Annotated in this window: 15 protein-coding genes; 10 read left to right on the top strand and 5 right to left on the bottom strand. The window is 57.6% G+C overall.

The window, feature by feature from the left end; genetic code table 11:
- Positions 1–45 precede the first annotated feature (45 nt).
- The 5 genes from rpoB to fusA all read left to right on the top strand — a co-directional run bounded on the left by rpoB (position 46) and on the right by fusA (position 11,633).
- On the top strand, positions 46–3,768 hold the full coding sequence (gene rpoB / locus NA78x_RS25005) for a DNA-directed RNA polymerase subunit beta (protein ID WP_425615112.1): 3,723 nt from the start codon (positions 46–48) through the stop codon (positions 3,766–3,768).
- Positions 3,769–3,902: 134 nt separating this feature from the next.
- A complete protein-coding gene (rpoC, locus tag NA78x_RS25000; protein WP_425615111.1) occupies positions 3,903–8,240 on the top strand; it encodes a DNA-directed RNA polymerase subunit beta' in 4,338 nt (1,445 codons plus the stop codon).
- Positions 8,241–8,432: 192 nt separating this feature from the next.
- Positions 8,433–8,801 (top strand): 30S ribosomal protein S12, encoded by a 369-nt coding sequence (gene rpsL, locus NA78x_RS24995; protein ID WP_145096091.1) that lies wholly within the window; start codon positions 8,433–8,435, stop codon positions 8,799–8,801.
- A 120-nt stretch (positions 8,802–8,921) separates the two neighbouring features.
- A complete protein-coding gene (gene rpsG / locus NA78x_RS24990; RefSeq protein ID WP_425615110.1) occupies positions 8,922–9,392 on the top strand; it encodes a 30S ribosomal protein S7 in 471 nt (156 codons plus the stop codon).
- A 150-nt stretch (positions 9,393–9,542) separates the two neighbouring features.
- Positions 9,543–11,633 carry an elongation factor G gene (fusA, locus tag NA78x_RS24985; RefSeq protein WP_425615109.1) on the top strand — a complete coding sequence of 697 codons (2,091 nt, stop codon included), beginning with the start codon at positions 9,543–9,545 and terminating at the stop codon, positions 11,631–11,633.
- A gap of 29 nt (positions 11,634–11,662) precedes the next feature.
- Here the strand turns inward: fusA and NA78x_RS24980 are convergent, their stop codons facing one another.
- Positions 11,663–12,049, bottom strand: coding sequence for a type II toxin-antitoxin system VapC family toxin (locus NA78x_RS24980; protein WP_425615108.1), 387 nt, complete (start codon positions 12,047–12,049; stop codon positions 11,663–11,665).
- A complete protein-coding gene (locus NA78x_RS24975; RefSeq protein ID WP_425615107.1) occupies positions 12,046–12,276 on the bottom strand; it encodes a type II toxin-antitoxin system Phd/YefM family antitoxin in 231 nt (76 codons plus the stop codon). The genes NA78x_RS24980 and NA78x_RS24975 overlap by 4 nt, the downstream gene beginning before the upstream one ends.
- Before the next feature lie 194 nt (positions 12,277–12,470).
- Here NA78x_RS24975 and NA78x_RS24970 point away from each other — a divergent pair, with 194 nt between their 5' ends.
- The 5 genes from NA78x_RS24970 to NA78x_RS24950 all read left to right on the top strand — a co-directional run bounded on the left by NA78x_RS24970 (position 12,471) and on the right by NA78x_RS24950 (position 19,057).
- Entirely contained in the window at positions 12,471–13,337 is an 867-nt protein-coding gene (locus tag NA78x_RS24970; RefSeq protein ID WP_425615106.1) for a hypothetical protein, read from the top strand.
- Positions 13,338–13,436: 99 nt separating this feature from the next.
- Positions 13,437–14,222 (top strand): SDR family oxidoreductase, encoded by a 786-nt coding sequence (locus tag NA78x_RS24965; protein WP_425615105.1) that lies wholly within the window; start codon positions 13,437–13,439, stop codon positions 14,220–14,222.
- Between the two features lie 57 nt (positions 14,223–14,279).
- A complete protein-coding gene (gene zwf, locus NA78x_RS24960) occupies positions 14,280–15,737 on the top strand; it encodes a glucose-6-phosphate dehydrogenase (RefSeq protein WP_425615104.1) in 1,458 nt (485 codons plus the stop codon).
- 1,436 nt (positions 15,738–17,173) lie between these two features.
- A complete protein-coding gene (locus NA78x_RS24955; protein ID WP_425615103.1) occupies positions 17,174–18,019 on the top strand; it encodes an HAD family hydrolase in 846 nt (281 codons plus the stop codon).
- A gap of 30 nt (positions 18,020–18,049) precedes the next feature.
- Positions 18,050–19,057 (top strand): bifunctional heptose 7-phosphate kinase/heptose 1-phosphate adenyltransferase, encoded by a 1,008-nt coding sequence (locus NA78x_RS24950; RefSeq protein ID WP_425615102.1) that lies wholly within the window; start codon positions 18,050–18,052, stop codon positions 19,055–19,057.
- Positions 19,058–19,192: 135 nt separating this feature from the next.
- Here NA78x_RS24950 and NA78x_RS24945 read toward each other — a convergent pair whose 3' ends face one another.
- The 3 genes from NA78x_RS24945 to NA78x_RS24935 form a co-directional block, all read right to left on the bottom strand.
- Positions 19,193–19,975, bottom strand: coding sequence for a hypothetical protein (locus tag NA78x_RS24945; protein WP_425615101.1), 783 nt, complete (start codon positions 19,973–19,975; stop codon positions 19,193–19,195).
- A 57-nt stretch (positions 19,976–20,032) separates the two neighbouring features.
- Positions 20,033–22,873: a leucine--tRNA ligase gene (gene leuS / locus NA78x_RS24940; RefSeq protein WP_425615100.1), complete on the bottom strand. Its 2,841-nt coding sequence runs from the start codon at positions 22,871–22,873 to the stop codon at positions 20,033–20,035.
- Between the two features lie 248 nt (positions 22,874–23,121).
- The gene (locus NA78x_RS24935; protein WP_425615099.1) at positions 23,122–24,174 is read right to left on the bottom strand and encodes a hypothetical protein; all 1,053 of its coding nucleotides are present in this window, start codon (positions 24,172–24,174) and stop codon (positions 23,122–23,124) included.
- Between the last annotated feature and the right edge of the window lie 37 nt (positions 24,175–24,211).

Here is a 24,211-nt window from a genome sequence, read left to right as displayed (position 1 = left end):
GCGGTTGGCAGCAAATCTTTCTCCTGTTTGGAGTGTTTCCGGCTTATGGCTATTCCTACCCAGCGCCGCATTATCCCTCGCGAAATTCGTCAGTTTGGTTCTGGTCGCGAGCAGCACCCAATTCCGAATCTCACGCAGATTCAGACTGAAAGTTATGCGGCGTTTCTACAGGAAGATGTTCCCACCGAGAAGCGCAAAGATCACGGCCTGGAGTCGGTCCTGCGAGAAATCTTTCCTGTCGAAAGCTACGACAAGACCATCAAGCTTGAGTACCTGCGGTACGAGCTCGGCAAGCCGCGCTACACGCCCGAAGAGTGTCGCCAGCTGCGTTTGACCTACGGCAAGCCGTTTCGCGTTTGGCTGCGATTGAACAAAGAGCAGCCCATCGAAGAAGAAGTGTATTTGGGCGACATTCCGGTGATGCTCGGCGGTGGAGAGTTCATCATCAACGGTGCCGAGCGCGTCGTGGTCAGCCAGTTGCATCGCAGCCCGGGTGTGGATTTCGTTGAAGAACTCGAAGGTACCAGCGACCGCAAATTGCCAAGCTGCCGCATCATTCCCGAACGTGGCAGCTGGATTGAAGTGAATGTCACGAAGAAAGAGGCGCTCAATGTGCGCATCGATCAAAGTGGCAAGTTCTCGGCCGTCACGCTGCTTCGCGCGATGAGCGCCAAGTACAGCACCGATACCGATCTAATTCGCGCGTTTTATGAAACAACCAGCGAGAAGATTGCCGACGGTCGCAGCGTAGTGAAGATCGAGGGCAAGATCTCGGTTGACGATGTTTGCTATCCGCTCGGCTCCGATCGGGCCGGCGAAATCATTGTTGAAGCAGGCCACAAGATCTCAAAGACTGCTGCAGAAATCATCTGCACGGCCGGCGTCAGCAAGGTTGAAGTAATGCCGGTACCGAAGGTGCCTGTCGTGCTCAACAGCTTGGCAGAAGACGCTACCTCGAGCCACGAAGAGGCCCTGCTTCGCATTTATCAGCGTCTGCGTCCAGGCAATCCGCCACAGTTGGAGAAGGCTCGCACGCTGTTCAACGAAAAGTTCTTCGATGTCAATCGCTACCGCCTGGGTCGCGTCGGTCGTTTCCGCTTGAATCGTAAGCTTAAGCAGGAAGTTGCCGAAAAGGAAATGACCCTGCGGCCCGAAGATTTGATCGCCGCAGTGAAGTATCTGATCGACTTGCTCGAAAAGAACGATCGGGCGCAGATTGACGATATCGATCACTTAGGTAATCGTCGTCTCCGTACGATTGACGAACTGGCCGCCGATGAGCTCCGCAAGGGTTTCCTCAAGCTGCGTCGTACGGTTCAAGAGCGCATGAGCCTCAAGGACCTCGAGGACATGACTCCTCGCAGCCTAGTTAATCCCAAGAGCATCTCCGCAGCGATCGAATACTTCTTCGGCCGCGGTGAGTTGTCACAGGTCGTCGACCAAACAAATCCGCTGTCGCAGTTGACACACGAGCGTCGTTTGTCGGCACTTGGACCTGGTGGTTTGAATCGTAAACGTGCGGGCTTCGAAGTTCGCGATGTTCACATTTCGCACTACGGTCGTATCTGCCCGATCGAGACGCCTGAAGGTACAAACATCGGCCTGATCTCCAGCCTGGCTATTTATGCCAGCGTGGATGAATACGGCTTCCTCGTCTCGCCTTATCGTAAGGTTGCCAAGGGCAAGCTGACCGACGAAATCGTTTGGCTGCGAGCTGATGAAGAAGCCGATGCCTATGTGGCACCGTGTGATACCAAGGTCGAAGACAACAAGATTGTTCCCGGGCCCTCGCTAATTGCCCGTCACCGGTCTGACTTCGAAATCGTAACCCCAGAACAGGTCTCGTACATCGACGTCGCTCCAAGCCAAATGGTGGGCGTGTCGGCGGGTTTGATTCCATTCCTAGAACATGACGATGCCAACCGCGCACTCATGGGTTCGAACATGCAACGGCAAGCTGTGCCACTGCTCGTTACCGAACCGCCAATCGTCGGCACGGGTATGGAAGTCGACGTAGCGCGCAACAGCTCGATGGTGGTGCGTGCCAAGCGAGCCGGCAAGGTTTCGTATTGCGACGCGACTCGCATTGAAATCGGCAGCGACGTCTATCACATGCGTAAGTTCCAGGGCCTGAACGAACGGACCTGCCTCAACCAAAAGCCGATCATCAACGTCGGCGACAAGGTCGAGAAGAATCAGGTGCTGGCCGATGGCCCGGCAACCTACAAGGGCGAGTTGGCTCTGGGGCGTAACGTGCTTGTCGGCTTTATGTCGTTCGACGGTTACAACTACGAAGATGCGATCATCATCAGCCAAGAGTTGGTGCAAAACGACACTTACACCTCGATTCACATCGAAGAGTTCGATGTCGAAATTCGCGAAACCAAGCTGGGGCGCGAAGAGTTTACTCGCGACATTCCCAACGTCAGCGAAAAAGCTCTGCGTAACCTCGACGAGAGCGGTATCGTTCGCGTCGGTACTTATGTGAAGCCAGGCGACATCCTCGTCGGCAAGGTTTCGCCCAAGAGCAAGACCGAACTGACTCCGGAAGAGAAGCTGCTGCACGCGATCTTCGGTCGTGCCGGCGAAGACGTGAAGAACGACTCGCTGGAAGTTCCCTCGGGCATCGAAGGGATCGTCATCGATACCCAGAAGTTCTCGCGGCGCATGAGCTTGTCGGAAGATGAACGTAAGAAGTTCGAAAAGGAACTCAAGGACGCCGAGACCGAAGGGAACAAGTGGGTTGCCCAAGCCTTTACCACCATGGTGGAAGAGCTAGAAGGCATCATCGGCAAGACGCTGACCGACGAAGACGGCACTCCGCTGGCCAAGGATCAAGATCCGAAGTTTGTGGCCGAACGGGCCACGACTTTCCGGTTGTCGACTCACACCAGCAAGATGCGCAGCGAAGACAAAATCGCCGATGCCGAGAAGGTCGTGAAGATTCATTGGCCGAACGTCGAGTCGGCAATCGACGATCGCGACCGCAAACTGAACAGCATGAAGCGTGGCGATGAACTTCGCAGCGGTGTGCTGCAGATGGTCAAGATCTACATCGCGACCAAGCGAGTGATCTCGGTTGGTGACAAGATGGCCGGACGTCACGGTAACAAGGGTGTGATCGCCAAGATCCTGCCCGTCGAAGACATGCCGTTCCTGCCCGATGGCACCAGCTTGCAAATCATGCTCAATCCTCTGGGCGTGCCTTCGCGTATGAATGTCGGTCAAATTCTCGAGACCCATCTAGGTTGGGCTGCTGCTGCTCTGGGCTTCCAAGCAGTAACACCCGTCTTCGATGGTGCCACCGAAGCCGACATCAACAAGTGCCTGGCAAACGCCAAGTTGCCATCGCACGGCAAGCAACGGCTGCAAGATGGTCGTACCGGAGACCTGCTTCAGCAGGAAACGACGGTCGGTTACATCTACATGCTCAAATTGCATCACTTGGTCGATGACAAGGTGCATGCTCGCAGCACAGGTCCGTACTCGCTCATCACTCAGCAACCGCTGGGTGGTAAGGCCCGCTTTGGTGGTCAACGCTTCGGTGAAATGGAAGTGTGGGCCCTCGAGGCATACGGTGCCGCGTACATCTTGCAGGAGTTGCTCACCGTCAAGAGCGACGACGTCGAAGGTCGTACGAAGATTTATGAGTCGATGGTTAAAGGCGAAAACACTCTGGAAGCCGGAACGCCCGCCAGCTTCGAGGTGTTGTGCAACGAAATCCGCGGGCTGGCCCTTAACATCCAATTGGAGAAACGCCGCGTGTAGCGCTTCACGGGTACGCCCCTTTCAAGCGCCCAGCAGTTTTTCGGTAGGAAGTTTCCAGTCCCTGTTCAACTAGTTGCACGCATCAAGCAGATTGCACCGTTCCCAGACGGTGATCCTTTTAGGAGTGAGCCCCTATGTCGTCCTCGTCCATTGGCGATACCAACTACGACCGCATCAATGACTACGCTTCGGTAAAGATCAGCCTGGCTCGGCCACACGATATCCGCAGCTGGTCATTCGGCGAAGTGAAGAAGCCCGAAACGATCAACTACCGTACTTACCGGCCGGAAAAAGACGGTCTCTTCTGCGAACGCATCTTTGGACCTGAAAAGGACTGGGAATGTGCTTGCGGCAAGTATCGCGGTATGAAGTACAAGGGGATGATCTGTGACCGCTGCGGTGTGAAAGTCACCCACAGCCGTGTTCGCCGCAAGCGGATGGGTCACATTGAGCTGGCCGCACCAGTTGTGCACATTTGGTTCTTCAAGGCGATGCCGAGCCGGCTGGGCAACCTGCTGGATATGAAGACCAGCAGTTTGGAAAAGGTGATCTACTTCCAAGACTACGTCGTGGTGAACCCCGGCTCAACCGACCTCGAGCGGGAACAACTGCTGACGGAAGAAGAATACCGTGATGCCCGCGCCCAGTACGGCGAAGGCTCGTTCGAAGCTGATATGGGTGCCGAAGCCGTGCGCAAGTTGCTTGGCCAATTGGACCTCGTCAAGCTGTCGGATGAGTTGCGCAAAAATCTATTCGAGACCAACTCGAAGCAGAAGAAGAAGGACCTCATCAACCGGCTGAAGATCGTCGAATCGATCCGCGACAGCGACAACCGCCCTGAGTGGATGGTGCTCGATGTGGTCCCGGTCATTCCACCCGATCTGCGTCCACTTGTGCTTCTCGATAGCGGTAACTTTGCGACGAGCGATCTCAACGATCTCTATCGCCGCATCATCAACCGCAACAATCGTCTCCGCAAGCTGGTCGACCTGAACGCGCCGGAAGTCATCATTCGCAACGAAAAGCGGATGTTGCAACAATCGGTCGACGCTCTGTTCGACAACAACCGCTGCAAGCGCCCCGTGCTCGGCAGTTCGAATCGCCCGCTCAAGTCCCTCACGGACATGATCAAGGGTAAGCAAGGTCGTTTCCGCGAAAACTTGCTCGGTAAGCGCGTCGACTACTCGGCGCGTTCGGTGATCGTGGTCGGTCCTCGTCTGCGGTTGCACCAATGCGGTCTGCCGAAGAAGATCGCCCTCGAACTCTACCAACCGTTCATCATTCGCAAGCTCAAGGAACTCGGTCACGCCGATACCATCAAGAGCGCGAAGAAGATGCTCGAGCGGAAGGACGAAGAGGTCTGGGATATCCTCGAATCGGCCATTCAGAATCACCCCGTGATGCTGAATCGTGCTCCCACGCTGCACCGCATGGGTATCATGGCCTTCGAGCCAGTGCTCGTGGAAGGCAATGCCATTCACTTGCATCCGCTGGTTTGCAAGGGCTTCAACGCGGACTTCGACGGCGATCAAATGGCCGTCCACTTGCCACTCTCGATCGAAGCTCAGGTGGAAGCGCACACGCTGCTGCTGTCGCCGCATAACATTTTTGCTCCTTCGAACGGCCGCCCGATCATGAGCCCTTCGCAGGACATGGTTATGGGTTGCTACTACGTCACCGTAGAGTTGCCCGGCCTACTCGGCGAAGGAATGACGTTCTCGTCTTCGGCCGAAGCCGAAATGGCTTTCTCGATGGGCAAGATCCACTTGCACGCTCGCGTCAAGGTTCGTCTGCCGCCATGGCAGAAGCTGAAGACGGAAGGCGAAGAGAAGCTCAAAGGCGGAGCGATTATCCAGACCACCTACGGCCGCATGGTGTTCAACAACATCCTGCCGAAGGGCATGGACTTCTATAACAAGGCCATGAAGGGTAGCGATCTCGCCAGCTGCATCAGCGACTGCTATCAGGCGCTCGGCCGTAAACCGACGATTCAGCTGCTCGACGATATGATGCAGCTCGGTTTCCGCGAAGCCATGCGAAGCGGTCTATCGTTCGCGACGGACGATCTCGTGACGCCAGACAGCAAGGTCACCCACATCTCGGACGCCGAGAAGAAGGTGATGCGATTCAAGAAGCTCTACGAGCGCGGCGTGATCACCGAAAAAGAACGCTACAACCAGGTGCTCGATACTTGGACGCACGCTCGCGAAGCGATCACGAGCGAAATGCGTGAAGCCATGCGTACCGACGATCGTGGCGGTCACGGTTACGTGAACCCGGTGTACTTGATGGCGGACTCGGGTGCCCGAGGTGGTATCGAACAGATTCGCCAGCTCGCCGGCATGCGTGGTCTGATGGCTAAGCCAACAGGCGAGATCATCGAAACCCCCATTAAGTCGAACTTCCGCGAAGGCCTGACGGTGCTCGAGTACTTCAGCTCGACGCACGGTGCCCGTAAGGGTCTGGCCGATACGGCTCTCAAGACGGCTGACTCGGGTTACCTGACGCGTAAGCTCGCCGACGTGGCGCAGAACGTGGTCGTTACGACCTACGACTGCAATACGACCCAAGGTATCACCAAGGGTACGATCTACCGCGGTGAAAAGGTGGAAGTGAAGCTCTCGGCTGCGATCACCGGTCGCGTCAGCCGCCAGAGCATCGTGAACCCCATCACTGACGAAAGCATCGTCAAAGAAAACGAGCTCATTACGCCAGAAATCGCCAAGCGAATCGAAGAAATGGGTCTCGAAAAGATCCAGGTTCGCAGCTCGATGACCTGCGAAGCTCCGCTGGGTGTTTGCCGGCTGTGCTACGGCATGGACTTGGCCACCGGTTCGATGGTGGAAGAAGGCATGGCCGTCGGTATCATCGCTGCCCAAAGCATTGGTGAACCTGGTACTCAGCTGACCATGCGTACGTTCCACATCGGTGGTACGCACACTGGTCAGGTTGAAGAGCACGAAACCAAGGCTAAGCGTGACGGTATCGTCAAGCTGACTCGCATTCGTTCGGCGAAGAATGAAGATGGTCAGGACGTTGTGCTGACTCGTAACGGCGAAATCACGCTGCTCGATACCAAGGGCCGTGAACTCGAGAAGTACGATGTACCGAACGGTGCGATCCTCAAGGTGCAAGAGAACGACACGGTCAAAACCGGTCAGGTGCTGCTCGAATGGGATCCGCACAGCATTCCGATTCTCGCGGAAGTTGCCGGTAAGGTTCGCTACGAAGACGTCGAAGAAGGCGAAACTCTGCGGGTCGAAAAGGACAGCAGCGGTAACGTTCGCCGCATGATCATGGATCACAAGGGTGAAAAGCACCCTCAGATCGTGATCGAAGATGCGGACGGCAAGCCAGTCGAAGTTTACTACTTGCCAGAACGAGCCCACATCGTTGTCGAAGAAGGCAAGATCGTGAAGGCGGGATCGGTCCTCGGCAAGACACCACGCGAAGCTACCGGTATCGCGGACATCACCGGTGGTCTGCCCCGGGTGACGGAAATCTTCGAAGCTCGCAAGCCGAAGGATCCAGCCGTGATGGCTGAGGTCGACGGCATTGTCGAGATTCTGCAGGAAAAGCGACGTGGCAAACGGACGATCATCGTTCGCAGCGAAAGCGGTATCGAGCGTGAGCATCTGGTGCCGCACGGTAAGCGATTCCTCGTGCACGCTGGCGACCATGTGAAGGCTGGTCAGGCTCTCGTGGATGGTCCGCTGGTTCCGCACGACATTCTGCGAATTTCGGGCGAAGAAGCCCTGCAGCAATACCTGCTGCACGAAATTCAAGGTGTGTATCGCAGCCAACGCGTGGAAATCAACGACAAGCACATCGAGATCATCGTGGCCCGCATGCTGCGAAAGGTCCGCATCGAAACCTCGGGCGATACCAATTTGTTGCCAGGTCTCGTGATGGACCGATTTGACTTCCGCTCGGTGAACACGAACCTGTCGAAGTGCTTGAAGATCTCCGACAAGGGCGATGCTGAATTTGCCGAAGGAACGATTGTTCCGAAGGAAGCTTTGGAGCAGACTAACAGCGGCATCGACGCCCTGGGCGGCAAGACCGCTCGGGGTGTGAAGCCGAAGTCGGCAACCGCCAGCACGCAGTTGCTCGGTATCACCAAGGCCGCCGTGCAAAGCAGCAGCTTTATCTCGGCAGCGAGCTTCCAAGAAACGACCAAGGTTCTGACCGAAGCGGCTCTGGCTGGCAAGGTCGATCACCTGGTCGGTTTGAAGGAAAACGTGATCCTGGGGCACTTGATTCCCGCCGGTACTGGATTCCGCGCCTTCCAAGATTCGGAAGTTCGTTACCGCCCGGAAGCACTGCAAGCCATGTCGATGGAACAGGGCAAAACCCTGGAGTCCGCCTTCCCGCTCCTGCAGCAGGATGGCAATGGCAGCAGTCCACAGGCTGCTGGCACCAAGACCGGCAGCAATGCCCTGGAATCGCTCCTGGGTGGTGGCAAGGAATAAGACCACACCGATTAGGCAGATTCGGGCGGCGTTTTCTGCCGCCCGAGACTCCGAAACGACGACAATTTAAGGGCACAGCCCTTCAGCTTGCCTTGACAGGCTCGCCAGCATTGGTAGGCTATTGGATTCCCAACTCCGCGATCTCAAACAATCGCGAATTATCGGTTTAGAACAACGGACCTGTAACGCGTTATGCCCACGATCAATCAACTGGTACGCAAGCCGCGTCGCCAAAAGCGTGTCTTCAGCAAATCGCCAGTGCTGGAAAAGAACCCGTTCAAGCAGGGCGTCTGTTTGATCGTTCGAACCATGACTCCGAAGAAGCCAAACTCGGCACTCCGGAAGATCACCCGCGTGCGTTTGTCGACTGGTCGCGAAGTGACCGTGTACATTCCGGGCGAAGGCCACAACCTGCAAGAACACTCGATCGTGCTCGTGCGTGGTGGTCGTATTCGCGATCTACCGGGTGTGCGCTACCACGTCGTTCGCGGCGTCCGCGATACACTGGGCGTCAACGGCCGCAAGCAAGCCCGTAGTAAGTACGGGGCCAAGGGCAGCTAGTCCTTGCAGCACGAAACAAACACGCCGCTGCTCGTAGAACATCGACAGCGGCTCTGGCGGATCAAGTGATCCGCTGTATTTTTTGAGATCATCACCGCATTAGCAATTTTCGGATTTCGTATGGGCAAGATTACTGCCAGTGCAACGTCGCTTAAGCCGGATCCTCGCTACAAGTCGATCCTGGCCGGTAAGTTCATCAACTGCCTCATGTACAGCGGCAAAAAGAGCGTCGCCCAGGTGCTGTTCTATGCAGCCCTCGATTACATCAAAGAAAAGATTCCGGACCGCGAACCGATCGAGGTGTTTCATACCGCGCTCGAGAACGTGAAGCCGTACATTGAAGTTCGCTCGCGCCGCGTGGGTGGTGCCGCCTATCAGGTGCCAATGCAGGTCAACCGTAATCGTCAGCAATCGCTGGCCATTCGCTGGTTGCTCCTCGCTTGCCGCGAGAAAAAGGGCCGCCCGATGTATCTGAAGTTGGCCGATGAACTCATCGCTGCCTACAACAAGGAAGGCGTCGCCTTCACCAAGCGCGAAAATGTCCACCGCATGGCCGATGCGAACAAGGCCTTCGCTCACTTCGCCTGGTAGGTTTGCTGATAAAATACGAGCCGCGGTGTGAACCATCGCGGCTTTTTCGTGCGCCGACGGAATCCAAGTTCTGAGTTCGGAGTTCTGAGGCCAGAGAACTCGCACGCTCCTGTCTCAGAACTCAAAACTTTAGAACTCAGAACTGATATCATGTCTCGCCAGATCGAAAAAATTCGGAACATCGGCATCATCGCCCATATCGATGCGGGCAAGACAACAGTCACCGAGCGCATGCTGTTCCTGAGCGGTGCCAAGCACCGCGTCGGAGAAGTTGATAAGGGAACGACGGAAACGGATTCCGATCCTGAAGAGCAACAGCGCGGCATTACCATCTACGCGGCTTGCGTGACGTTCAACTGGAAGGACGTCATCATCAACCTGCTCGATACGCCGGGGCACGTCGATTTCACTGCCGAGGTCGAGCGGTGCTTGCGCGTGCTGGACGGCGCAGTGGTCGTCTTCAGTGCTCGGGAAGGTGTCGAGGCCCAGAGCGAAACCGTCTGGCGTCAAGCCGATCGCTACAAGGTTCCACGCATCGCGTTCATCAACAAACTCGATCGCGAAGGCGCGAATTTTGAAGCAGTCGTTGGCCAGATCAGCGAGCGATTGCACGGCAATCCGCTCGTGATTGAGATTCCCGTTGGTCAGGGGCCGCCGCACACGAGCGATCCGTTTCGCGGGGTGATCGACCTGATCGACATGAAGTTCCTCACGTTCCCGACCGATCGCGACAGCCGCGAACTCAACATCGGCGAAGTCCCGGAGGACATGCAGCTGGAAGCGGCCGCCTGGCGCGAGCAAATGCTGGAACGCCTGTACGGCTACAGCAACGAGTTGATGGAACTCGCTCTCGAAGAGAAGCCGATTCCTGCGTCGCTCATTCGCAAGGCCCTGCGCGAAGCAACACTGTCGATGCAGGTTCAGCCCGTGCTGTGCGGCTCGGCCTTGCACGGCATTGGCGTGCAGCCGGTGCTCGATGCAGTGCAGTACTATCTGCCCAGCCCGGTCGACTTGCCACCTGTCGAAGGCGAAAGCGTTGGCGAGAAGAACAAGAAGACCCTCACTCGCAAGGCGAGCAAAGACGAGCCAATGTGCGGGCTGGTGTTTAAGGTTCTGCCGGCGAAGACCGGCGACATTCATTGGGTGCGTGTCTATTCCGGCGTGCTCAAGTCCAACAGTCGCGTGCTGAACCCGGGCAAAGACTTGAAGGAGAACGTCGCCCAGCTGTGGCAAATCCACGCGCAGAAGAAAGACAAAGACGGCCAGGTCGATAGCATCGAAGCGGGCGATATCGTCGGCGTGATTGGGATGCGGCAATCCATTACGGGCGATACGATCTGCGATACGCGCGAGCCGATCCTGCTCGAAACGATCAAGTTTCCCGAGACGGTCATCTCGATGGCCATCGAGCCCGAGAACAGCACCGAGCGCAAAAAGCTCAACGACACGCTCGACATGCTCAAGCGGCAAGACCCGACGCTCTCCGTGATCAGCGGCGAGACGGGGCAAACACTCATCAGCGGCATGGGCGAACTGCACTTGGAGGTGATGAAGAATCGCCTGCTGCGTGACTTCAGCTTGAACGTGAAGTTCCACAAGCCGCAGGTCAGTTACCGCGAAAGCATCGACCGCGCCGTCGAAGTCGTGGGCGAATGCCACCGGATGATCGCTGGGCAACAACTGTTCGCCAAGGTTCACATCAAGATGGAACCCGTGCAAGGCGCTGCCTCTCCGGTGACCGTGCTCAACTTCAGCCCGGTCGATGGCGTCCCGCCGGAGTTGATGACCGCCGCCGTGGAGGAACTGAAGGCTGCCGGCGAAGGTGGCGGTCACATTGCTGGCTTCCCGCTCATCAAGATCAAGGTCAGCGTGCTCGGGGGCGAGTGGAACCCGGAGCAGACCGACATTCGCGCCATGAAAATCGCAGCCTCCGATGCCTTTGAGAAAGGCTTGGAGCAGGGCGGCAAGGTGTTGCTCGAGCCCATCATGAAGCTCGATATCGTGACACCCGACGACTACCACGGCGACTTCGTCGGCGACCTGCAGCGACGCCGCGCAATCATAACGCGCACTGACAATCGCGGCACACTCACCACCATCGAAGCTCACGCGCCGCTTAAAGAACTCTTTGGCTACTCGAGTGCCATGCGCAGTCTAAGCCAAGGCCGCGCCAGCTGCAGCATGGAACCGCTCATGTACTCTCCAGCACCGCCGGAAGTGGTGAAGACGTTTGAGATGTAGACTGGCGTGCGTGCATCAAACAACTGCCGTCAAGGCATGCAAGTTACAGGATACCCCTTCAAGGTCATGTCAGCGGTGACAAGCGTTCGTTGTTCATGAATCGCCTGCGCAACGATGATTCGGTCAAAGGGATCACGATGAAGTAGCGGCAATTTTGCAAGCTCGCCAATGGCGCCCTCGGTGATGCTGAGCGAAGCGATTTGATGCCGTATTCGCTCGGCGGGTAGGAATATCTCCGCTGGTCCAGGAAGCGGCAATTTGCCAATCTGGTACTTGATTGTTGCTTCCCAAATGGAAGCAACACTGAGTGCAACGTCGGAGGTCTTGTCCGTAATGGCATCATGCCATGTAAGGGGCAAGCGAACGTCGCCTGCAATCAGCCAAAGGAAAACTTGCGTGTCGAGCAGCAGCTTCATTGCGGGTTGAAATCTCGAAGTATCTGCTCCGGCAGCGGTGCATCAAAATCATCTGGCACCACAAACTGCCCGGCGCACAGTCCAGAGGGACGACGATTTGCATCTGCGGGTCGGATTTCCGCAACCGCCGTTTCACCATCGAGCACCAGCAGCGTTTCGCCTGCGGCCACGCGGCGCATCAACTCCGCGGGGTTGGTGAAAAGCTCGGAAAGTGAGATCGTTGACATAGAATTATTCTACCCTTCAGATTTGCAACATCGAATAACCGCGACAAGAATCGCGTACAACCCACAAAAATCATTACTTGCCTTACCCATCCAACGTCGATACTATGTAGGCAATTGCAGGGGCTCTGCTGACCAACCAAATCTCATCTGTCGTGTTGTCAGCGGTCGGAACAGACTCATAAAGGTCCCGATCCATGCCCTGTTTCTTTGCCTTGTGGCCACTGCGCCACGCGCTGGCTGTTGTTACCACCTTCAGCATTTCCTGCGTTTTGGGCTCGCTGGCCCAAGGCGAAACTCCCGTCGAAGCGCCGCCCCAGCCGCTGTTTGAGGCCATCAAGGCCGGCGACCTGGAAGCTGGAGTCGTCCCGCGCGATTCCAAGCGGCTGACGATTCAGTTCAAAAACAAGACCGATCGCCCGCTGACAATTCAAATGCCCGCTGCCATGGCTGCTGCCCCGATTCTCGCTCAGCAGCCCGGCGGCTTTGCCAACTTTGGGCAAAACTTCGGCCAGAACAACCAGCGGCAAAATAACCAATCGCCGCAACAGCTGGGCATGCCCGGCGCCAACAACAACGGCCCGTTTGGCCAGCAAAATGGCCAAGGTCTGTTCAGCATTCCCGCCGGACGAGCCATCAAGGTCAAGCTGGACTGCGTCTGCCTGGAATACGGCAAGCCCGATCCTGATGCCCGTATGAAGTACGAGCTGAAGCCCCTCAGCGACGTCTGTAGCAAACCGGAGTTGGAAACCATGCTCAAGTCGCTGGGTGAAAACGCCATCGACCAGCGGACTGCTCAGGCCGCAACCTGGCATCTGACGAACGACCTGGGCTGGGAACAGTTGGCCGGCCTCGTCAGTCGCCGAATCGGCGGCTACACCGAGCATCAGTTCACCACCGACCAGGTCGCTGCGGCCAAGCGCATGCTGGACAAGCTGGCCAGCGATCGCAGCCCCTCGCCGGGCAGCAAAAAGTCGCCGTCGGTCTCTGTTTCCGGCGGCGCATCGGCTGCGGCCGGTGGTTACGGCTTTGCTAGCGCCACGATCGTTGGTGGCAACCGGTAACGGCCCTCCGTTCTCCCCAAAATGCGGTTCACAAGCTACCATCATCAGCAGGAAAGATGCGGATGGTAACAGGCGGCGAACCAGCAGATTGGGGCTCTCATGGCGAGTGGTTTTTTGGAACAGCTGTTTGGGCTGCAGGGTCAGACAGCGGTCGTGATCGGTGGCACGGGCGTTCTTGGCGGGGCGCTGGCCGAAGGTCTGGCGAGTGCTGGTGCCTTGGCCGTGGTTGCCGGACGTTCCCACGAGCGCGGTGCGGAACGAGTCGCTGCCATTGAACAAGCCGGCGGCCGCGCTCTGTATCTGGAAGTAAACGCCGAGAATCGCGAGTCGGTCCAGCAACTGCTGCGCAGCACCGTCGCTCGCTTTGGCAAGGTCGACATGCTCGTCAATTGCGCGGGCACCAACTCGGCCGTCCCCTATGCTGAAATCACCGACGAGCAATGGAACTCGGTCATCACCAGTCAGTTGTACACCACACATCTTGGCTGCCAGGTCTTCGCGCCTCACATGGCCCAGCAGGCCGACGGCGGCAGCATCTTGAACATCGGCAGCGTCACTTCGCACTTGCCTCTCTCGCGCGTCTTCGCTTACTCGGCCGCCAAGGCAGCGGTGATCAACCTGACGAAGAACGTCGCCCGCGAATACGCGACGCAAAAGGTCCGCGTCAACGCCATCTGCCCCGGCTTCTTTCCGGCCGAGCAGAACCGCAAGATCCTTGATGCTACCCGCGTCGACAACATCATGCGTCAAACTCCCATGGCCCGCTTTGGTGAACCGAAGGAGCTCGTCGCGGCGGCGATTCTCCTTCTCTCTCGCGCGGCGGGCTCGTTCATCACTGGCGAAGATCTGTACGTCGATGGTGGCTTCACCTCGATGCGGTTTTAACCGCTCGCGACGGGCGAATACTTCGCAATACTCCGCTTGAATTATCAGGACACGCTCATGCCGCACACGGTTGTTATCTTTGGTGCCTCCGGCGATCTGACCAGTCGCAAGCTCATTCCCGCTCTCTACCTGCTGCATCAAAAAGGCCGGTTGCCGAAAGAGACTCGCGTCGTCGGCGTGGCTCGCACGCCCTTCACGCACGATGCCTGGCGAACTGAACTCGAAGCCACCACCAAAAACTTCACTGGTAAAGAATTCGACGCCGCCAGCTGGGAGAAGTTCGCCAGCAGCGTCTTCTATCAGCGGGGCGATATCGACGACTCGGCCAGCTTTGCCACGCTCAAGACCTTTCTCGAAACCGAAATTGAAGGCGGCGCTCCGGCTAGCCGGTTGTACTACCTCTCCACCAGTCCCACGCTCTACGAAGCGGCCATCGAACAACTCGGCGCGGCCGGCATGGCCGAAGAGTCGAACGGCGTTCGCCGCATCATCATCGAAAAGCCCTTTGGCACCGACCTGGCCACCGCGAAGAAACTGAACATCGCCACGCACAAAGTCTTCAGCGAAAAACAGGTCTACCGCATCGATCACTACCTGGGCAAAGAGACCGTCCAGAACCTGCTGGTGCTGCGCTTTGCCAATACCATCTTCGAGCCCATCTGGAATCGCAACTACATCGACCACGTGCAAATCACCGTGGCCGAGGAAGTCGAAGTCGGCAGCCGCGGCGGCTACTACGACAAGTCGGGCGTCCTCCGCGACATGTTCCAGAATCATATTCTTCAACTCCTGATGATCACCGCCATGGAAGCCCCCGTGCGCTACCAGGCCGACTTCATCCGCGACGAAAAAGTCAAAGTCCTCCGGGCAATTCGGCCCCTCAGTGGAGCCGACTTCGCCAACTGCACCCTGCGCGGGCAGTACGATGGCTACCGCGATGCCAAGGGCGTCCCGCCCGATAGCAACGTGGCCACCTTTGCCGCGCTCAAGTTGCAGGTCGATAATTGGCGTTGGAATCGCGTCCCCTTCTATCTGCGCTCGGGCAAAGCCATGAGCTGCCGCACGACACAAATCGTCATTCAGTTCAAAGAGCCACCTCAACTCCTCTTTGGCGAAGGACCTCGCTCCACCCACGATGCCAATAAGCTCGTCATTCAAATTCAGCCCGCCGAAGGCATTCAGATTCACTTCCAAACCAAGGTTCCCGACGCCGGCATGAAGCTGCGATCGGCTGACCTGAACTTCAGCTTCCGTCGCGAGTACACCGGCTCCCTGCCCGACGCCTATCAGCGCCTGCTGCTCGACGCCCTCAATGGCGACGCCAGCCTCTTCGCCCGCAGCGACGAAGTGGAACTCGCCTGGGGAATCATCGACCCCATCCTCGCCGCCTGGCAAAGCCCCGCCGCCCCACCGCTCGAGCTCTACCCGCCCGGCCAATGGGGCCCCGACCTCAGCGACCAATGGATGCACGACCAAAACCGCAGCTGGTTCGACGTCTGCCCCGTCCTTCACTAACCTCCCCCTCCCGTGCATTTCTCCCATCCTCGCCCGGCGCACTTCTCCCATCGGCCCGGGCGCATTCCTCCTTACCGCCCCCGGGCCTGCCCCGGGGGTTCATTGGCTTTTGCACTACTTCGCGCTGCGAACAGTCGGAGGTCAGCAGTCGGAGGTCAGATCATTCTGCCTCGTGCCGCCTCTACCCGCTCTCCAAGGGACAATCTGTCTCCCTTAGAAGTTCAGCTCATCCAACGGCCTGAACAGCCCATCGAGTGATAACTTTTTGCAACTTCGCACGCATTCAGATCTCGCCCCAAGCCGCTTCCATTCATCGACTTCCATCGCCGATAACCCCTTTTGGATGCCTTGAACAGGCTCCATCCTCATACTCCAGTCGCACTCAACGGCGGACCATCCGCCCTCTCTTCCTTCTCTCTTCCATCCGCCCCCGGGCCTGCGCCGGGGGTTCATTGGCTTTTGCCCTACTTCGCGCTGCGGACAATCGGAGGTCAGCAGTCGGAGGTCAGATCATTCTGCCTCGTGCCGCCTCTCCCCGCTCTCCAAGGGACAATCTGTCCCCCTTAGCAATTCAGCTCATCCAACGGCCTGAACAGCCCATCGGGTGATAACTTTTTTGCGACTTCGCACGCATTCCACTATCGCCCCAAGCTGCCTCCATTCTTCGACTTCCATCGCCGATAACCACAAATCGCCCCGTTTCTTGATAACCGTTTGATAACCATTTTCCGCCCCCCTTTTGGATGCCTTGAACAGGCTCCATCCTCACACTCCAAACGCACTCTACGGCGGACCAACCGCCCTCTCTTCCTTCTCTCTTCCTTCCGCCCCCGGGCCTGCCCCGGGGGTTCATTGGCTTTTGCACTAGTAGCCCGACCAGCAATCTTTGTCAGACTGCCCTACTTTGGTTAACCGAGCCGCTTGCGGCCGTTGAACTGCCAGTTCAGTCATTTCACAGTTCACCCGCGCAAGCGCGTGGGTTAACCAGATGACATTGAGCGCTAGTCGGACTACTAGCCTCACGCAGTCACGGAGCCAGCAGCCAGCAGCCAGCGTTCAACCCTGTGCGCGCACCTCCGGCGCTCACCGCTCCATTAGCACAAACTGATGATTCATTGTCAACTATCTTTCGCAATATTCGTTCCGAGAAAATTACCAACTCATCTGCAGCCGTAGGGTGCGTCGAGTCGCGCCGCGGCCCACTCTCGATGAGTTACGAGCATCTGGCTTTCCGTCAGGTCATGACCGCTCACATGCTCAAGTGCACGTCGATCCTCCGAGCCGATGTCTTTCACCTTGCGAATGACACCACCGGGCCATTGCGATTCGCAATGGCAATCGTCGCACCGTCGCCTTCGGGCTACCTTCGCTTCCACCAGCAGATTAGACTCAAAAGCCTTCCTTTAACTGGTTGATCACGGTTTGAGTCTCGCTGCATGCCCCATCCGCGCAATCCCGATATCGAAATCGTTCGCAAGGACATTCCCCGCTCGGGATACCGCGCGGTCGTGTTCGATTTCGATGGCACCCTCTCGCTCATTCGTCGCAATTGGCAGGGGCTGATGGTGCCGATGATGGTCGAGTGGCTGCAGCAACTCGACACCGGCGAAGCCGCGGGTCGGTTGAAGCAGATCGTCGAAGGCTTCGTGGTAGAACTCACTGGTCGGCCCACGATCATCCAAATGGAGCGACTGGCCGACGAGATTCGCCAGCGCGGCTTTGACGCCCAGCCCGCCACCCACTACCTCGACCGCTATCAGACGGCACTCATGCAGCGGGCCAACGCTCGCATTCGCGCTGTGGTCCGGGGGCACGCCTCACCCGATTCCATGGCCGTCGCCGGCTCGCGTCGTATTCTGGCCGAACTGCATCGCCGCAAGCTGCATTTGGTGCTGGCCTCGGGCACCGAGTTGAAGGATGTGCAGAACGAACTGAACGTCCTCGACTTCCAATCGTACTTCGCTCCCCGAGTCTACGGGCCCGTGAACTCGGACCCGAAGTTCTCGAAGCAGGCCATCATGGAGCAACTTGTTCGTCAGGGGATGCCTGCGAAGACGTTGATTGCCATTGGCGACGGCCCGACAGAAATTCTCGCCATCAAGCAGGTCGGTGGCCTGGCGATCGGCCTGGCAAGCAACGAAGTCACCGGCTCGGGTGTCGATCCGTTTAAGCGCGAGCACCTGATTCGTGCTGGGGCCGATATCATCATTGGCGACTATCGCTGCTGGCAACCTTTGCTGGAACGCCTCGGGCTGCACGATTCGCCCGTCAGCGCGGCATGATGTCCGCGAACCAACTGGAAGGAACCAACTGTGCTGACTGCTGAACGTCTCGACGCCATTCTCTCGACTTTGCCTCGCCTCACCATCGGCCTCGTCGGCGACCTGTTTCTCGATCGCTACTTGCAACTTTCGCCCCACGGCGAAACGTCGATCGAAACGGGCCTCGAAGCTCATCAAGTGATGCAGGTGCGTAATGCTCCTGGTGCGCTCGGCACCGTGATGAACAACCTGGCCGCCTTGGGCGTCGGCCTGCTCGTCCCTACCACGGTGATTGGCGACGACGGCCACGGCTACGACCTGCTGCGCGAAGTCCGCCGCCTGCCCGTCGATCCCATTCACATCATCTGCACGCCTCAACGACTCACCCCGACTTACACCAAGCCAATGAAGCCCGTCGGCGATGCCTGGCAGGAACTGAATCGCCTCGACCTCCGCACGCGGTCACCCATCGGTGACAACGTGCAGGACGAACTTTGCCGCAGACTCGAACTGGTCTGGCAATCGAGTGACGGCCTGATTGTGCTCGATCAAGTAAACGAAACGGGTTGCGGGGTGATCACCGACAAGGTGCGCGCTTGCCTCGAGGGGCTCGCGCAGCAGAATCCGAAAAAGCTGATCTACGTCGATAGTCGGCAGCGATTGCGAGACTTTCACGTTGGCGTGCTGAAGGGAAACCGGGCCGAGATTGCCGCTGCCTGTGGCCTGGATGCGAGCGCCGACATCCGCGACTTTGAGCGGGCCACGCTCGATCTTGCGAAACGCACGCAGCGACCCGTTTACTGCACGCTCGGCGAACAAGGAACGCTGGTCGCCTTACCCGAAGGCACAACGGCGATCGCTCCAGCCACCAAAGTAGAAGGACCAATCGACATTGTGGGCGCTGGCGATTCCGCCACCAGCGGCATCGTCACCGCTCTACTCAGCGGTGCCTCACCGCTGGAAGCGGCCACCTTCGGCAACCTGGTTGCCTCGATCACCATCCAGCAACTGGGCACCACCGGCACCGCTTCCCCCGCCCAAGTCCGCGCGGCACTCTAAGCACGGGGTCGGGAGTCTTTGGCGAAAGACGACCTTCTATGCTCGGACGACTCCGCTCGCCATAGACTCCTGACCCCAACTCGCTGCCACCGAATTCACAGCCTAGTTCATCGCTCGGGTAGGTGAGAAGGAACTCTAATCTGCTCGTTGGATTTCGGCATACGAACAAGAGTAGGGATATAAGTCACCGTCATCGAGTCGTGTTTTGATGAAACACCGATTACGAATCAACTCAATCATGACTTCCGACCGTAGATCGCAAACGAGGGTGTCGCACTCGCGGATCTTGGTCGCGCCGTCGATGTTGTAGTGGTAGCTTCCTGCCGCCAGATAGTCTCGGCGAAATGCCGTTCGCCATTGGCTATTGCTGCCCCACCCCACAGATTGATCTGTACAGCGACGATCCTTGCGCCGGAAGGTCCAGTGCAGTATGCTGGTCTCTGCCAACTCTTTCACCACATAGTCCTCGCCTCCGGAAACACTACAACCTGCCCGGCAATACAAGAGACTTCCCAACATCAGACAAGGCCAGCTTATGTTTGCAAGTTGGATCGGCGTGCTATTGCAGGCCACTCGCTGAACGCCCACGATCTCGTGAAAGAAAGGATGAAACTCATGCTGACGATGAACCGTAAAGCCGAGTTGCTGATGAAAGAATTGAAAATCATCGAGTGAGATCGATGGGCCACGATAATCGGTTCCACCCGCACGAGCGGTTTGAAAGGACAATAATAGCAGCGACGTACAGCGAAACATGCCGTACAGTCGGCAAAGATCTTCGCCGGTTGCGGCCGGCCAGTTGTCATTCGTTCGATCGCGAAACTCGCTGAGCCATTGAATCTCAGCGCCGTTTCGCTCTAGCCACGGTGCCAGCAAACTGTCGTATACATTTGCCCCTGAATACTTCAGGAGCGACAAATATAGTTCGTACCATGGTTGTTGGGAGTGATACATCAACTGTCCTGCGTCACTTCGTTACTTCACCACAAAGTTGACCAACTTGCCGGGGACGACGATCTCTTTGACGATCGTCTTGCCCGCCAGCAGTTCAGCCACTTTGGGATCAGCCTTGGCGGCAGCCACGATGGTTGCCTGATCGCTGCCGGCAGGAACAACAACCTTGCCGCGCAGCTTGCCCAGGATTTGCACCGGGATTTCTATCTCGGCATCCTTGGTCAGTTCTTCGTCGTATTTGGGCCAAGCTTCATAAGCCAGCGTCTTGGCCCCGCCCAGCAGTTGCCACAGTTCTTCGGCAATGTGAGGTGCGAAGGGGCTCAGCAGCAGGATGAACGACTTCATCACCGACTTGGGGCGCACGGTCTGCTTGGTGAAGAAGTTGGTGAACTCCATCATCCGCGCGATGGCCGTGTTGAACTCCATTCGCTCAATGTCGCTGGTCACTTTCTTGATCGTCTTGTGCAGCGTACGAGCTTGCTCTTCGGTCGGCTCAACGTCTTGCACGGTTGCTGACATCGCCAGCGATTCTTCGACGCGATCATCGACAATCAGCCGCCAGGCGCGATCCAGAAATCCGCGAACACCACTCACACCGGCCATGCTCCACGGCTTGGTGGCTGGCAGCGGACCCATGAACATTTCATACAGTCGCAGCGAATCCGCGCCGTAGTCTTTCACCACGCTATCGGGGTTGATGACATTGCCGCGGCTCTTCGACATTTTGAAAGCACGGCTCTCGATCTTGATCGCCGCGTTGTCCTTCAGAACGAACGAGTCGCCCTTCTTTTCGACTTCGTCGGCCTTCATCTTTTTCGGCTTCACCCCTTCGCCGGTGACGCGCACGATGGCGTTGCCGTCGTCATCATCGACCACATCGGCGGCGCTGACCATTTGGCCATCGGCCCGCTCGTAACCGGTGAATTCGACATCGCCCAGGATCATTCCCTGGTTCACCAGGCTCTTAAAGGGCTCGGCTGTGCTCACGTGTCCGCGGTCGAACAGCACCTTGTGCCAGAAGCGGGCGTATAGCAGGTGCAGCACGGCGTGCTCGGCACCGCCGACATACAGGTCGACCGGCATCCACGCTTTTTCTTTCTCGCGGTCGATGAACGCCTGGCCATTGCGCGGATCGATGAACCGCAGGTAGTACCAACAGCTTCCAGCCCATTGCGGCATGGTGTTGGTTTCTCGCAGGTACCGCTGGCCGCCGATCTCGGGATACAGCCATTCGACAGGAGCTTTGCCCAGCGGTGGTTCGGGCTTGCCGTGCGGCTTGAAGTCTTCCAGGTGGGGTAGATCGACGGGCAGATCGGTAACGGGGACCGCGCGAATCAGGCCGGTCGGTTTATCGAACTCGTCGACTTCGTGTAGGATCGGAAAAGGCTCGCCCCAAAAACGCTGACGGCTGAACAGCCAGTCACGCAGCTTGTAGTTGACCGCTTCACGACCCAAACCAGCCGCAGCCAGATCGGCGGTGATTCGTGTTTTGAATTCGCCGGTCATCAGACCGTTGTAGTTGCCGCTGTTGATCGACACACCCATCTCGGTGCAGCAGATCTTGCCGTCGAGCACGTCGAAGCGATTGAACTCTTCGCTGTCCCCCGGATCGACAACAGCAATCACCGGCAGGTTGAACTGCTGCGCAAATTCGAAGTCCCGTTCGTCGTGTGCCGGAACCGCCATGATTGCGCCCGTGCCATAACCCCACAGCACGTAGTCGGCGATCCAAACGGGCACTTTCGCGCCGTTGACCGGATTGATGGCGTACGAACCGGTGAAGACGCCGGTCTTCTTTTTGGTCTCTTCCTGGCGTTCGCGATCGCTCTTGCTGGCGGCCTTTTCGGAGTAGGCGGTCACCGCAGACTGCTGATCAGGAGTGGTCAGATGAGCGACAAACGGATGCTCCGGTGCAATGACCATGTAGGTAGCGCCGAACAGCGTATCGGGACGAGTCGTATAGATCCGCAGCACATCGGCTTCGGCCTTGCGAGGGAACTTGGTTGCTGCGCGCGAACCCTTCCAATTCTCGAATTCACTTTCGGGGCCGATATAAAAATCGACTTCCGCGCCGGTGCTGCGGCCGATCCAATCGCGCTGCAGCTTTTTGATTCCCTCGGGCCAGGTGACCTGGTCCAGGTCTTTTTCCAGACGGTCGGCATAGGCCGTAATTCGCAGCATCCACTGCCGCAGGGGCATGCGGATGACGGGGTGCTTGCCGACTTCGCTTTTGCCGTCAATGACTTCTTCGTTGGCCAGCACGGTTCCCAGTTTGGGGCACCAGTTGACCGGCGCGAACGATTGATAAGCCAGGCGATGCTCGTCTTGATACAGGCGAATGGCGCGCTCGCCTTGCACTTTGACTTCGGCTGGAATGGGCAGTTCGGCGATGGGGCGGCCCTTACCTGCGTCGACGTCGTACCAGGTATCGAACAGTTCCAGAAAGATCCACTGCGTCCAGCGGAAGTACTCGACGTCCGTGGTCGCCAGCACGCGAGTCCAGTCGTAGCTGAAGCCCAGCATCTTCAGCTGGCGCGTGAACGTGGCGATATTCTCTTCGGTCTTCTTGCGAGGATGCTCGCCTGTCTTAATGGCGTGCTCTTCCGCTGGCAGACCAAAGGCATCGAAGCCCATCGGGTGCAACACCGTTTTGCCGCGCATCCGCTCAAAACGGCAGACGATATCGGTCGCTGTGTAACCTTCTGGATGTCCCACGTGCAGGCCGTCGCCGCTGGGATACGGGAACATATCGAGGGCATAGACCTTCTCGGCCGCGGGCATGTCCGGCGTCTTGAAGGTCTGGTGCTGGTCCCAATATTGCTGCCACTTGGGTTCGATGGTGGCCGGGTTGTAACGGGGCATAACTGGCGATCTGCGGAAGATTTACGGCGGAAGCGAAACGGAGCATTCTACTCCGAGCGCGGGAAACGGAAAACGGCGGATGGGCTTGCGAAGAAGCTTGTGCCCGCGTGCGGGCACAGCAATTCACCCCGGCCCTTGCTCTCAAACCGCAGCAAGGGCGCTGGTAAGGTATTCGCCGAATTGCAGATCGTTCATGACTGGCCTCTGCAGCGAGGACAAGCCTTCGCTCTTGTAGGTTCAGAGGCAGACTACAAATGCAGCCCCTCCGGCGCGCTCAGGGTGGCCAAACGGCTTTCGACAAGCAATGCTCTTTGTTCGTTGCCAGCGAGTCGCAGTAGCTCGGCAAGTCGAACCGCAAAGCTACGGGCGGTTAAACGGTGCCGCTCTCGAAACGATGTTGTTTCCGCAGAAGCACGGTCGCCTAGATTGGTCCATAACATCACTGCATCGAACCACTGTCTGCGTGTGATGTACTCGTCAACGATTTGTCTCAGTATTGGCAGATCGTCATCTGCGGCTTGCCCTGACGTCAGTTTCAATTCTTTGATCCTTGCCAGAAACGGATCATCCCGCAGTTCAATGGGCAGTTCCCTTAGCTGTTGCAGCCAGAGCAGGGCCTTACGCGGCCAGTCGTTGCAAAAGTCTCCCGGCAATGCATGCCCGCGCCAGTAGCTGTATCCCCAAAAAGTGATCGGGCTCACCAATGCCGCACGCAGGTGAACTGCCGCCTGTGGCATTCGCCTGGTCCTGCGGAGCAGATATCCCAGTCCAAAGTGAGCCACTCCATACTCCGGAAGGAGTTCGACAGCCTGGCGATAGTGAATTTCTGCCTGCTCCAATTCATTGCGGACCACAAGCTGATTTGCATAAGCGCAGTGATGAAACGGCGAATGGGGATCGAGCGCTAGAAGCCTGCCATGATCCTCCGATTGCACGATTTCTCGGAAATCAATTGACGGCTCGGGAAGGCCAGCCGCTAAAAGGACATCACGAAACTCGTGGTCGTTGCGACTTGCGCCTTTGGCGAGTTTGCATTTCGCCGCATTCGACAAATTGCTGTACTCTGGAATCAAGCTGTGCGCGTAGTGACTGCTGAAAGCGACCAACGGCTCTTCAGATTCCTTGCCAAGCGGCCAATAGTAGCCGAAGTAGTCTCCTGTTCCCAAATCTAAAAAGGGCAGGAAGCCATTCGGAGGATACACAACTGAATGGGCGACAACCCGACGGTCTGTCCCGTCGGGATACTGCCACTGTCCTTCCAAGCCGAGCAAGTCATCGTTGTATTGGGAGGGCATTTTCATCGCGATGAGGCCTAAGAGATATTGTCAATAGTTGTGG

Origin of the sequence: Anatilimnocola aquadivae (assembly GCF_049819085.1) — a bacterium.
Lineage (GTDB): Bacteria > Planctomycetota > Planctomycetia > Pirellulales > Pirellulaceae > Anatilimnocola.
Note: the sequence above shows the minus strand (reverse complement) of the source record. Positions and strands in the feature narration are given on the sequence as shown.

Bases quoted from the DNA above. Each gene is read 5' to 3' on its own strand.
- NA78x_RS24970 (WP_425615106.1), top strand. From the start codon at position 12,471: ATGCCCTGTTTCTTTGCCTTGTGGCCACTGCGCCACGCGCTGGCTGTT.
- NA78x_RS24975 (WP_425615107.1), bottom strand. From the start codon at position 12,276: ATGTCAACGATCTCACTTTCCGAGCTTTTCACCAACCCCGCGGAGTTG.
- leuS (WP_425615100.1), bottom strand. From the start codon at position 22,873: ATGCCCCGTTACAACCCGGCCACCATCGAACCCAAGTGGCAGCAATAT.
- NA78x_RS24965 (WP_425615105.1), top strand. From the start codon at position 13,437: ATGGCGAGTGGTTTTTTGGAACAGCTGTTTGGGCTGCAGGGTCAGACA.
- fusA (WP_425615109.1), top strand. From the start codon at position 9,543: ATGTCTCGCCAGATCGAAAAAATTCGGAACATCGGCATCATCGCCCAT.
- NA78x_RS24980 (WP_425615108.1), bottom strand. From the start codon at position 12,049: ATGAAGCTGCTGCTCGACACGCAAGTTTTCCTTTGGCTGATTGCAGGC.
- NA78x_RS24935 (WP_425615099.1), bottom strand. From the start codon at position 24,174: ATGAAAATGCCCTCCCAATACAACGATGACTTGCTCGGCTTGGAAGGA.
- rpoC (WP_425615111.1), top strand. From the start codon at position 3,903: ATGTCGTCCTCGTCCATTGGCGATACCAACTACGACCGCATCAATGAC.
- zwf (WP_425615104.1), top strand. From the start codon at position 14,280: ATGCCGCACACGGTTGTTATCTTTGGTGCCTCCGGCGATCTGACCAGT.
- rpsG (WP_425615110.1), top strand. From the start codon at position 8,922: ATGGGCAAGATTACTGCCAGTGCAACGTCGCTTAAGCCGGATCCTCGC.
- NA78x_RS24955 (WP_425615103.1), top strand. From the start codon at position 17,174: ATGCCCCATCCGCGCAATCCCGATATCGAAATCGTTCGCAAGGACATT.
- rpsL (WP_145096091.1), top strand. From the start codon at position 8,433: ATGCCCACGATCAATCAACTGGTACGCAAGCCGCGTCGCCAAAAGCGT.
- rpoB (WP_425615112.1), top strand. From the start codon at position 46: ATGGCTATTCCTACCCAGCGCCGCATTATCCCTCGCGAAATTCGTCAG.